At 31.4% G+C, this 11,923-nt stretch carries 10 protein-coding genes; 2 read left to right on the top strand and 8 right to left on the bottom strand.

The window, feature by feature from the left end; all coding sequences use genetic code 11:
* The first annotated feature begins 95 nt into the window (after positions 1-95).
* A complete protein-coding gene (locus tag IR010_RS09910; RefSeq protein WP_029272151.1) occupies positions 96-1,079 on the top strand; it encodes a PorV/PorQ family protein in 984 nt (327 codons plus the stop codon).
* 36 nt (positions 1,080-1,115) lie between these two features.
* Positions 1,116-2,252, top strand: a complete 1,137-nt coding sequence (locus IR010_RS09915) for a DUF4105 domain-containing protein (protein WP_194603388.1) — start codon at positions 1,116-1,118, stop codon at positions 2,250-2,252.
* A 3-nt stretch (positions 2,253-2,255) separates the two neighbouring features.
* Here the strand turns inward: IR010_RS09915 and IR010_RS09920 are convergent, their stop codons facing one another.
* From IR010_RS09920 to IR010_RS09955, 8 genes are read right to left on the bottom strand one after another with little or no spacing between them, the layout of a single operon-like run.
* Positions 2,256-3,647 carry a sugar transferase gene (locus IR010_RS09920; RefSeq protein WP_194603699.1) on the bottom strand — a complete coding sequence of 464 codons (1,392 nt, stop codon included), beginning with the start codon at positions 3,645-3,647 and terminating at the stop codon, positions 2,256-2,258.
* Positions 3,648-3,706: 59 nt separating this feature from the next.
* Complete coding sequence (locus IR010_RS09925; RefSeq protein ID WP_194603391.1) at positions 3,707-5,056, bottom strand: O-antigen ligase family protein; 1,350 nt, start codon at positions 5,054-5,056, stop codon at positions 3,707-3,709.
* On the bottom strand, positions 5,053-6,132 hold the full coding sequence (locus tag IR010_RS09930; protein ID WP_194603395.1) for a glycosyltransferase: 1,080 nt from the start codon (positions 6,130-6,132) through the stop codon (positions 5,053-5,055). The genes IR010_RS09925 and IR010_RS09930 overlap by 4 nt, the downstream gene beginning before the upstream one ends.
* Positions 6,129-7,247 (bottom strand): glycosyltransferase, encoded by a 1,119-nt coding sequence (locus IR010_RS09935; protein ID WP_194603398.1) that lies wholly within the window; start codon positions 7,245-7,247, stop codon positions 6,129-6,131. The genes IR010_RS09930 and IR010_RS09935 overlap by 4 nt, the downstream gene beginning before the upstream one ends.
* Positions 7,248-8,228 (bottom strand): glycosyltransferase, encoded by a 981-nt coding sequence (locus IR010_RS09940; RefSeq protein ID WP_194603401.1) that lies wholly within the window; start codon positions 8,226-8,228, stop codon positions 7,248-7,250.
* Entirely contained in the window at positions 8,225-9,226 is a 1,002-nt protein-coding gene (locus IR010_RS09945; protein WP_194603404.1) for a glycosyltransferase family 2 protein, read from the bottom strand. Before IR010_RS09945 ends, IR010_RS09940 begins: the two co-directional genes overlap by 4 nt.
* Positions 9,227-9,229: 3 nt before the next feature.
* Positions 9,230-10,765 (bottom strand): glycosyltransferase family 2 protein, encoded by a 1,536-nt coding sequence (locus tag IR010_RS09950; RefSeq protein WP_194603407.1) that lies wholly within the window; start codon positions 10,763-10,765, stop codon positions 9,230-9,232.
* Between the two features lie 4 nt (positions 10,766-10,769).
* Positions 10,770-11,921 carry a glycosyltransferase family 4 protein gene (locus IR010_RS09955; protein ID WP_194603410.1) on the bottom strand — a complete coding sequence of 384 codons (1,152 nt, stop codon included), beginning with the start codon at positions 11,919-11,921 and terminating at the stop codon, positions 10,770-10,772.
* Positions 11,922-11,923: the final 2 nt, after the last annotated feature.

The raw sequence follows: 11,923 nt of genomic DNA on the forward strand, positions 1-11,923 counted from the left end.
AAAAATATCCGTTGAAGAAAATCCTTGCGTTTTTATTATTTTGGAGCTGCACACTACAATATGCACAAACTGTTCGAAAATATTCGAATGAGTTTATGAATATTGGGGTTGACGCTGCCGCATTAGGAATGTCGAGTGCAGTTGTCGCTTCGACTAATGATGTCAACGCAGTTTACTGGAATCCAGCGGGTTTAACTCATCTTGAAGACCACCAAATTTCCTTAATGCACGCCAATTATTTTGCTAATATTGCGCAGTACGATTATATTGGATATGCAAGTCCGATTGACGATCGAAGTGCTTGGGGAATTTCGATGATTCGATTTGGAGTCGATGATATTATGGATACCACGCAATTAATCGACAGCCAAGGCAATATTGATTATAACCGAATCAGTCTTTTTTCAACTGCAGATTATGGTTTTACATTTTCTTATGCTAGAAAACTGCCTGTTGAAGGATTTCAATATGGAGTAAATGCAAAAATTATCCGCCGAATTATAGGTAAATTTGCGAATTCTTGGGGTTTTGGTTTTGATGTTGGATTGCAGTTTGAGCGAAACGACTGGAAATTTGGCTTAATGCTTCGCGACATTACAACGACTTATAATGTCTGGAATATTGATGAAGCAGAATATGCGAAAATTGCCAATGCCATTCCAGGAGAAAATAACGAATTGCCTGAAAGTACCGAAATCACTTTGCCAAAAGCACAATTAGGAGTTTCTAAAAAATTTGATTTTCATAATGATTACAGTCTTTTAGTCGCTACAAATTTAAATATGCGTTTTGAACAGACCAATGATATTGTTTCATCAAAAGTGGTGAGTATCGATCCTGCAGTAGGTTTTGAATTTGGCTATACGGATCTTGTTTTCTTGAGAGCCGGCGCGGGAAATTTTCAGAATGTAACACAGCTTGACAATACTGAAAAGATCAATTTCCAACCCAATATTGGATTAGGTTTTAAGTACAAAGGCATTCAGGTAGATTATGCTTTGACTGACTTAGGAAATCAAAGTACAGCTTTATACTCTAATATTTTTTCTTTAAAAGTAGATTTAGGTATCTTTAGATAAAATTTACAACCATTCAACTTCTTAAAATTTTAAATCATGAAAAATGTCATTTTCAAAAAAACACTTTTTAGTTTACTATTATTACTAAGTTTTATTGGTTTTAGCCAAAGCGTACCTTTGTCAAAAGATTCAAAAATAAGTGTTATTACTTGCGGACTTGGTAATGAAACCTATTCTTATTTTGGCCACACAGCGATTCGAGTTTCAGATTCAGCAAATAATATTGATCTTGTTTACAATTATGGCGCTTTTGACTTTTCAACGCCAAATTTTGTAGCAAAATTTGCAAAAGGCGATTTGCAGTATTTTGTAGTCGTACATCCATTTGGTGATTTTATGAATGAATATAATTATGAAAAAAGAAGTGTTTTTGAACAAGAATTACTTATTCCGCAAGAATCAAAACAAAAACTTTTTGACAATTTAAATACTACTCTCCTTTCTGAAGATCGTTTCTATACTTATAAATTTATTGATAAAAATTGCACGTCGATGGTCGTTGATATTATCAATAAAACGTTGGGCGGAAATGTAATTACTAAAAAAGGTGACACTGATATCACGTATCGATCGATTTTATTTCCTTATTTTGATGGGCATTTTTATGATAAATTGGGAACAAGCATTATTTTTGGAACTAAAGTAGATCAATTGGGTACCAAGATATTCCTGCCTTTTGAATTGAAAAACAGCTTAGAAAAAACTACTTTTCAAAATCATCCTTTAGTTGCTGAAAGCAAAACATTATTAAGTTTTGCAAAAGAAACACCTACTTCGTGGTGGAATAACGTTTACACTTATATTTTTATACTGGGATTTGTTGTTTTAGCGCACAACAAAGTAGTCGACAAAATCTATCTTTTAATTTTGTCTTTAATGGGAATATTTTTTGTTGTAGTTGGGTTTTATTCATTTCACCATGAACTGGCGATGAATTATAACGTGCTTTTATTTAGTCCGCTTTTGTTGATATTGATTTTTCTATCAATCGCTAAAAATAAAAGATGGACCTATAGATTTGCCGTTTTACATTTAATTTTTCTGGTAGTTTATGCACTTTTCATCCTTAACAAGGCACATTTCTTGATTATGTTGCCAATGATCATTACAAGCGGATTTGTTTTAGTAAGAGTAGCGATTAGAAACAAAAAACGTATTCCGATTATTATATAAAAATTACTGTCCGCGATAAAATAAAACAGTAGTAATCGTTTTGAAAGTAATACTTAAATCTAGAAAAACACTTCGATGTTTGATGTAATATAAGTCGTACTGAAGTTTCATCAAACTCTCATCTATAGATTCTCCATACGAATAGTTAACCTGCGCCCAGCCCGTAAGTCCTGGCTTAATAACATGTCTTGTTTCGTAGAAAGGCATTATTTGTGCAATTTCTTTAACAAAAAATGGACGTTCAGGTCTTGGTCCAATAACCGCCATATCGCCTATTAAAACATTAAAAAACTGAGGCAATTCGTCTATTCTTGATTTACGCATAAATCTTCCAAATGGAGTTACTCTCTGATCATTTGAAGTTGCAAATGCACCATTAACATCTGAGTTTTTGACCATTGTTCTAAACTTATATATCTTAAAAATAATTCCATTTTTACCCACGCGTTCCTGTGTATAAAACAAACTCCCTTTATTAGCAATAAGGTTTCCGATAAAAATTAATGGAATAAAAACAACACAAAAAAGAAGTCCGATAATAGAAAAAACACACTCTATAAATCGTATCAAAAACAGGTATAATTTATTATTATTACTACGGCTAAAAGGAAAAAAGCGATAAAAGTCACGCGCTATATAATGCACTGGGATACGCTGTGTTTTACTTTCGTAAACCTGTGTATACTCTCGAATAACATTTCCAGATTCTAATAGATGAAGCAGCTGCTGATATAAATCAGCTGTAATTCCATCCGTATTTTGTGAGGCAATTACGATTTCAGAAACATTATTATGGGATACAAAAGTTTCTAAATCATCCTTACTAATCTCTTTCACATAATGAAAACCGGCCTTTTCTTCAGAAATTGAATCTGAGTTTACAAAGCCAATAATTTTATAATGCGGATCTACACTTTCAAGTCCAAGAACTAATTCTTCCACCTGATCCTGATCGCATATTAAAACTACATTTTGAGAAAAACGCTGAGATGCCAAAAATAAAGCATAGAAGAAACGCCAAAGAAGTATTACAATTAATACTGTAAAATAAAAAATCAAGATTACCAATCGGTGTTTTGGCAGTTCTGGTGATAAAACAGGTGTAAGCAGGTAAACTAAAATTGTGGTGGAGACAGAAAGAACTACACTTCTAAGTATCTGAAGCTGGTTGCTTGCCACTTGTAGATTATACATTTCAAAAATTGTCCCAAAAACATATAAATACCCAACCAGTATTATTGGTCGATATATTGTTTTAATTCCAAATGTAAAATAGTGATAATCTAAAAATAAATTTAGAACATACAAGGCAGAGAATACGAAGACAGCATCAAAAGCAAAAAGGAGTACTTTTCGTTCTGATATCTCAAAATGCATTTTATTTTTTGAACGCATCATATGCTTGTAGATTTAAGGGCTTTAATCTAAGACAAATGTATCATAAAAAACATAAATTAATCTACCGAATTTTCTGCTTTTTGAGGAATTTTAATATGTACGGAAAGAAGTGTTAAAGCATACACAAATGCCGGCGCCGCAGTTCTCATAGCTGCGTGATTTATGGTCAACAGCCAAAACATAAAGAATGATAAAAAATATAAATGCTGTCGATTATTAATATAGAGAATAAAAGGTGTTATAAAAAGTAATAGAAGACCTAAAATTCCGAAAAAGCCATGTTCAGCAAGCATTCTTGTTATTTCATTGTGTGATGCAACTTCCAATCCAAAAGATTCCCGTCTATACTCTTTACCCATTCCTGCTCCAACACCAGTAATTGGGTTTTCAAAAAAAAGTTTTATTTCAGAATCTATGATTTGTTCCCTTCCTCCCAGACGATCTTTTTTTGCTCTTCCTTTTCCGTCCTCATTAGCATATCTTTTCTCAATTAAGCCACTAGTCTGTATCGAGCTGTAAGTCCAGATTCCAATTCCCATTAATGCAGTCAAAACAAAAACCACAACAAACTTTCCTTTTACTTTTGCACTTGAAAAAGCGTACAATAAAAGCAACAGGCAAGAAATCATTACCACGCCAGTTATAACACCTCCTCTAGAAAAAGTTACAACAGCCCTATAACTAACAAAAAGTAATAGCACTCCATTAATAATCATTGCTTTTTTTGATTTTGAAAACAATATCATCTGAGTAAAAAAAACAAAAATTCCCAATCCTAAAATAGTAGATACCTGATTAGGCCCAAAACCGCCAGAAGTTTCAAAGTTGGATTGCGTTCCTGTGACTACATCCTTAACACTCGGATTGTAAAAAAACAAATAAGATGCAGTTGTAATAATGGGCAATCCTATGGCTACAACAATATTTTGGAGCTGAGAAAATAAAATTTTCCTTTTGAACATATAGATTGAACAAATCCCTAAACAAACTGGCCCTGAGAGGTTAAAAACTAAAGCTTTTTTTATGTCAACATCAAAGTCAATTTGAGTTGAAGTTATGATAATACCAGGCACTAATAAAATCATAAAAAACCAGTAGACAAAAGCATTTATTGAAAAATTGCTATAGATCATTCCGACGAGCATAAAGAAAATAACATTAAACTTGACGTATTCATTATTTAAATTCCCCCCTGTCATTCTAAGAAAAACCTCAACACCAACCAAATAAGCAGAAATTAAAATAACTTCGTTATTTCTATTTTTAGTCCTGTAAACAATATAAAAGCCAACAATTGGAATTAAAAGTGCGTATAATTTAGAAAGCAATGGCACTATAAAGACAGACAGAGCAATTAAGCAGTGAAGTAAAATCAAAGATATGTATGATAATCGAGTGCCTTTCATTCTATATTTTCTTTGTATGCTAAAATCAATTTATTAAGTACTATCTCTTCTGAATATTTTTCCAAAACTGATTCTTTAAAATTATCTCCAAATTGTTTTATAAGTAATTCACTATTAACCAATTTCAATAGTTGAGTCCTTACATCAGAATCAGAAAAAGGATCAAATAACAAACCATTATAATCATTGCAAATTACTGAAGAGCAATATCCCACATTTGTTGAAACGACAGCTAGATTTCCTAAAGCATATTCTAATAATGTTACAGGAAACCCTTCTTCCGTTGAAGCTAAAATTCCAATCGTAGATTGAGATATTATATATTTAATATCATTTTTTGCTCCGTACAAATGTATATGATTATCTAATGAATGAGACTTAATAAAATGCTTAATTGCATCTGAATAAGAATCAAAATAATCTTTTCCAATTAAATGCAAACTCCAGCCTAATTCGTTTAATTTCAAATCAGAAAAAGCTTTTATAATCAAAAGATGGTTTTTAGGTTTTTTTAAATTTGCTACAAAAACAATTCTTTTGCCCGCTGTTCCTTTTAAATTTGTTACAGCTTTAGTCTCATTTTGAGAGCTTGTAAAATTAGGAATAAAAGTAACTTTTGAACATTTCATATTTTTTTTGCTCCATTCTTCCAATTGAGGGTTAACAACAAAAATAGAAGAAAAGAAACCAGACAAAAAAATCAAAACTTTGTTTTCCTTCTTCGTTTCTTTAATTCTTGTTCCGTAATGATCATGCCAAATAATTTTTATTTTAGGCAAAGTCAGCTTTACTAAAACGGCTATAAAAAATGAAGAACTGTGTGCATGCAATATATCAATCTTATTTTTTTTGATATATTTCCTTAAACGTAAAATAGCGCTAAAATCAATAGTTTTACTTTTTTTTAAAAACAAATACGATACTTTTTGATCAATTTGATTTTTTAAAATGCCTTCTTTTCTTGTTGCTATCAGCCCAGAAAATGTTATTCTGGATGACAAGGCATTGGCATAATTTACAGCCATACGCTCTGCTCCTCCAGCTTCTAAAGAATCTATGATTTGTGCAATTCTCATTTTATCGCTAAGTTTTTAATTTCAGCTTCAAAAATATCTGTTGTGTATTTTTGCGACCATTCCAGAGCCAATTTATTTGTTGCAAAAAATCTGCCTTTATCGTCTAATATATCTTCTATTTCAGCTAAATCTCTACTTAAATTCATTTCTAACAAAATACCTCTTTTTCCAAAATCGAGCATATCAGGAACGCATGAAACGGAAGTTGCTAAAGGAATACAGCCCCAAAACATCCCTTCTGCAATAGCTTTTGGCCATCCTTCACTTTTAGAAGGCAATACTATAAAATGGCTTTTTTGATACGCTTTTTTAAGAGTTTCGTGATTTTGATTTCCTTTTAAAAAAATAGAATTCTCAAGTCGATTATTCTGAATATATTGCTCTAAATTATCTCTCTCAATACCTTCACCATATAAATTTAGAACTGCATTTTTTCCTTTTTTAATTAATTGCTCAACAATCTTTATAGCATATAATGGATTTTTACCCGGAACTAAGGCTCCAACAAAAACAAATTCGATAACTAAATCAAAGTTTTCTTTTTCAATAATTTCTTTTTCAGTATCCAAGTATGTGGCTGTAAAAAAGGGTTTGACATTTTTAGATTGTCTTTCCCAATTTCCATAAACCAAGACTTGCATATTTCTTGTTAGAAATGTATTGCTCAAAATATATTTTTGTAAACGATACGTCCACGGCTGTTTACTTTTAGGATCCCAATTTCCTGCATATTTTGCTGTCTTAATTTTGTTTGGAAATAATATTTGAACCAAACATCCTAACAACCCAATATTTCCTGGGCAACGCAAATGTATATGATCTGCAGTTTTCACCGCCAAAAATATTTTCCAAAAAATAATTGGCATCATAAAAATGGATCTAAAAATGCTTTTAAGACTTGTAAAATTAACATTTGGTATTTTTCTGAAATCAATTTTACGATGACTATAAGCCATATCAATAGCTGTTGCTTTCTGTATTGATAACGGGGCTACAACAATAACTTCATCGGCATATTTAAGCCAAATATTCATTTCACGCACATATGGAGCATAACCTAAGTACTGATCATTTTCCTGTAAATGAACTACATGAGTGATTATTGCAAATTTCATTTATATATTTTGTATCAACCTGGTAATAACTTTTTTTGGTGCTAAATATTCCTCAAAATATCTTCTGCCTTCAAATTCTAATTTCCTTTTAAAATTAATGTCAGTCAGTAATTTTTTAATTGCATTTGCAATATCATCACTATTATCTGCATAAATAAGATGCTCATTATTTAATAAATTTACAGGTAATTTATTGTAATGTGAAGTTGAAATAATTGCTTTTCCTAAGGCTAAGAATTCTGCTAATTTCCAACCATGACAAGAAAGTACTGCTGGCGTATTAAATACAAAGGCTGAATTTTTAGTTTTCTTCAAATAAACTTTAAAAGGGATTTTATCTGAATAAACTAAATCATCAAATCCTAAATTATCGCCGTTGCTTCTTGCTGCAAAACCGCCTTCAAAATTAACATTGGAATTCATTTTACAGCTTTCGATAAATAAAGCGCGATTACTATTCGTTTCAGCTTCTTGCTTCCAAATACTATTTATAAAAAAAACATCATTATTTGACGATTGAGATGTATTGTATTTTTTTAGACGGAGTCTTTTATATTGCCTCCAATAATTCGCAACAAATTCTCTTTTATTTGAAATTGTATTTTTAAATCTGATATAATTTATAGCCAAATAATATAACGTTTCAAATAAATTCCAAATTTTAATTCCAAAACTTGGTCCTATAGCAACTATCTTTTGTTGATGTTGAGCTGGCAAATTTGCCGAATTGTAATTTACTTTTCCGTACACATCACACCATTCTAATTGATTTTCATCTATTTGACTGGAATCTCTAGAGTCTACGATTATTTTCTTTGAAGAAATATCGTTTTCTAAAATAACAGCAAAAGTTCCTTCATTGAATTTAGGAAATTTAGAAACATTAAACTCGAAATCATTATAAACTTCTTTTAAACCTTGAATATAATAACCATCATAAAACACATTACAAAGTCCGTAAATATAAATTTTTGTCTTCATTTTGCTTCCTTTGGTTTATCGAAAAACAGACTCCACCAGCCAACCGTTCTTCCTAAAGCCTCTGTTAGTGCCACTTTTTTATTACTATCCGTCAGAACGTTGCTAAATCGAATTAAGGTTAGCAAAATTGTAATTGAATTCCATTTAAAACGCGATACTAATTTAGGATTTGGGTTTTTAACTCTCCAGACGTACCAACCATTTCTTACGACCATTTTTCCGTATTTGTATTGATTTGGTCTTCCAGATGCAGCATGAAAGTGTTCTAATTTTGCATTTGTATTTAGATATAATTTTCCTGTTTTTGCAACTCGCAAAGTAAAATCAGCATCTTCGTATAAACCATAACCTTCGAAATAAGTAGAGAAAGAAAATTTCTCAAAAACTGATTTTCTAAATGAAGAAACACCTCCCATTAATTGTTCTACCCTGTAAGTTTTATCACTTGGAGGTAAAAAACCAACACTTCGTCCGTGAGAGAAAGAAGGAGAAAAACCAGGTGGACAATCACTATCTAAATTCAATTTCTTACGCAATATAAAACGGCTTCCGTCTTTACGTTTCCATCCGTCAAAATAAAACTCATTCATTTTTGGAACGTAATTATTTGAAACTTTATCCCATTTTATTTCATTACAAATGTAACCACCTACTCCCAAAGCTTCAGGATAAACTTCGTAAGTACTCAATAAACTTTCGAAATAATTTTGTTCTAGCACCGTATCATCATCTAAAAAACAAACAATTTCAATGTCTTCGCTTACATTTTTAATTCCAAAATTTCTTTGTTTGGTAAGTCCTCGGTTGTCGTTATCAACAAAAAAATATTTTAAGTTTTCGAATTGATTTTCATTTAAAGCAACTTCAGTTTCATAATTCAAAGAGCCATCAATAATTAAAATCTCATCTGGATAGAGTGTTTGCTCCTTAACCGATTGCAATAACTTCAGCAAAGGTTCGGGGCGCATATAAGTACAAACGATTAATGAAAATTTCATGTTTTATTTATGTCTAATTCCTAAATCATTTAGCTTTTTAGCATAAAAAAGTGATTTTTTAAACTGAAGGTTTTTATACGGAATTCTTAAAAAACGATATAAAATACCTTTTTTTGAACCTTTAAAAAGGTATAAAAAAAAGTGTTTGTATTTATACTCAACCACTTGCTGTGGCGTAAAATGTTTTACAATACCATACATTATTGTTGGACTTGGTACAGGACGAATATTTTTCACTGGAGTATCCAGCTCCCAAGGCTGCGCTTTCCTCTTTTTTCCTAAAATCTTAGCTTGATTTCCCCAGAAACGATACCCGCCAACAGGCGGTTTTAAATGCAAATTAGGAGAAAATGGATTAAGAATTACAATTTGCCCTAATTTCACTAACGAAATTCCAAAATCACTATCCTCACCATAACCTCCGTCGAAATTAATATCGTTACCTACTAATTTTCTAACATATGCTGTTTTTACACACGAATTTGCATTACTAAAACCAGGATTTGCACCAACACTCCATCTTTTTTCATCGAGTTTCTCCAGTTTCTCTGCCAAATCAGTCAAGTCTTGCTGTTGGTTATCTGCACGAATATCTAATCCGTTACAGGCATTTACTTTATAGGTTTGTAATATCCTGATATGATTTTCGATAAAATTGGGCTGTACACGAACATCATCATCTCCAAAAACAATATAGTCGCCAGTACACAATTCTATAGCTTCATTACGAGCTCTGCAGCTTCCTTTGGTTTGCTGCCACTTTACAATGAGTTCAAAAGGAAACTGTTTTTGATATAATTTTTCATCTCTTAAATCTTCAGGAGTGGCATCGACAATGACTACTTGAGAAACAGGATAAGTCTGAACTGCTAAATCTTCTAACAATTGGAGCGTAAAATCCTGACGCATCATCGTCGGAATAATATAACTTACAGAAGGATTTCCTTCTATATTTAATAATTCACGGGGCCTAACGATAGGTCTATTGGTTGTTTGCTTAAAATTTTTCTTTGCATAAAAAAAAGCATCCCATTCTTTCCATTTCCAGAATCCTTTCCTGTAAAGCATAAAAATAGAATGGTCAATTTTAAAATTTTTTCTGAAGAAAACATATCTGTCTTTAGCAGTTATATTGATTTTCTCAACAACGGATTCTTCAAAAAGTCCTTTACTATAAAGAGGAATTGCTGCTGAATTTCGCAAAGCATTGTATCCAAAATCTAAAGCCTGCATTTGAACATTTTTATATTCAGAATCAAAACCTTTTAGCGTTTCCCAAATCGATTTTCTTACCGCAAATTGATTTGGATTGATTCTCCAGCTCAAACATTCATCAAGATTATCAAAGTCATTAATGTAAATAAAAAAGACAGCGGTTTGATAAACCAATTCTGGAAAAGCATTTTTGTATCCCTGTTCAAAAGAACTATGCCAAATATCTCCAGCGCCAGTTGCCAGAATCTCTAATTTATCAAAATTAGGTTTCCCGTTGTATAAAATAATTTCTCCTGTTGAAGTTACAAATTCGTTTAGTTTCATTTCTTTACTTTGGATTTATTATCTTATTATAGAATTCAATATTTTTCTTTGCTAGGATTTTTATATCAAAAAAGGTTTCAACTTTCTTTCTGGCTGATTGTCCTGCTTTTTTACACAAATCTTCATCTTTTAGAAAATTTTTTATCCTTTTGGCATAAAATTCATGATTTTTAGGATCAACTAAAAAGCCGTTTTCTTTGTCCTCAATCATTTCATTTGCCCAGCCAATATTTGAAGCGACAATTGGTTTTTCTAATGCCATAGCTTCAAGCCAAGAAACAGGAAAAGCTTCTGCAAAAGATGGAAAGATACATATTTTTGACTTTTGAATTTTTTCTCTTATAGCTTCATAGGAAACACTGCCAAGATATTCGACATTTTTAATTGCCTCAACTGAAAACAGTTTTTGCATCATTTGCCAAGTCGAAGCATTTCCTGAAATAATATCAGGAACATCTTTACCTATTAAAATTAATTTAGCTTCAGGATCGCTTTCGATTACTTTATTAAAAATTAAAGGTATCTCTAAAAGTCCTTTCTTGCGGATAAGACTTCCAAAATACAAAATGCTTTTATCTAAATCATATTTTGAATTATCTGGTTTAAATAAACTAGAATCAATAAGATTTGGAATTATAGTAAATTCTTTATTTAATTCAAAAACAAAATTAGTTTTATCAGCTGCAAACTGGCTTACAGATAACAATGCATCAGCATTTTTTAAAGCTCTTTTTTCATGAAACTTATTTATCCATTTTACTGGGCGATGATCCAAATGGCAAAAATAAGTATCTGAGCCATGTAATCGAATTATAACGGGACATTTATCAGGATTTATAAATGAGGTGATTCCTGTCCAATCTGGAGCTTCTACTAAATCAATATCTTTATTTGAATATAATTGATTAATTATTCGCTCAATTTTTTTTCTTGTCAGAAACCATGATAATCCTTTTAATTTGACATTTTTTATCTGTTGAATTAAAATTCCATTATCATCAAAAACGGCATCTTCTTTTTGACCGTATACCAAAATTCTAACCGAAACATCCTGTGCTAAAAGTCCGATTGACAAGTTTTTAATACTCGTACCTATACCGCCAGAATTGCCTGTTTTAAAATGTGGATATTCTGGTGTTAAAAAGGCTATTTTCATTT

Origin of the sequence: Flavobacterium sp. MR2016-29 (assembly GCF_015350695.1) — a bacterium.
In the GTDB taxonomy this organism is placed as follows: Bacteria; Bacteroidota; Bacteroidia; order Flavobacteriales; family Flavobacteriaceae; genus Flavobacterium.

Coding starts and splice junctions, on each gene's coding strand:
- IR010_RS09935 (WP_194603398.1), bottom strand. CDS start 7,247: ATGAAATTTGCAATAATCACTCATGTAGTTCATTTACAGGAAAATGAT.
- IR010_RS09955 (WP_194603410.1), bottom strand. CDS start 11,921: ATGAAAATAGCCTTTTTAACACCAGAATATCCACATTTTAAAACAGGC.
- IR010_RS09925 (WP_194603391.1), bottom strand. CDS start 5,056: ATGAAAGGCACTCGATTATCATACATATCTTTGATTTTACTTCACTGC.
- IR010_RS09940 (WP_194603401.1), bottom strand. CDS start 8,228: ATGAAGACAAAAATTTATATTTACGGACTTTGTAATGTGTTTTATGAT.
- IR010_RS09915 (WP_194603388.1), top strand. CDS start 1,116: ATGAAAAATGTCATTTTCAAAAAAACACTTTTTAGTTTACTATTATTA.
- IR010_RS09910 (WP_029272151.1), top strand. CDS start 96: ATGAATATTGGGGTTGACGCTGCCGCATTAGGAATGTCGAGTGCAGTT.
- IR010_RS09930 (WP_194603395.1), bottom strand. CDS start 6,132: ATGAGAATTGCACAAATCATAGATTCTTTAGAAGCTGGAGGAGCAGAG.
- IR010_RS09920 (WP_194603699.1), bottom strand. CDS start 3,647: ATGCGTTCAAAAAATAAAATGCATTTTGAGATATCAGAACGAAAAGTA.
- IR010_RS09950 (WP_194603407.1), bottom strand. CDS start 10,765: ATGAAACTAAACGAATTTGTAACTTCAACAGGAGAAATTATTTTATAC.
- IR010_RS09945 (WP_194603404.1), bottom strand. CDS start 9,226: ATGAAATTTTCATTAATCGTTTGTACTTATATGCGCCCCGAACCTTTG.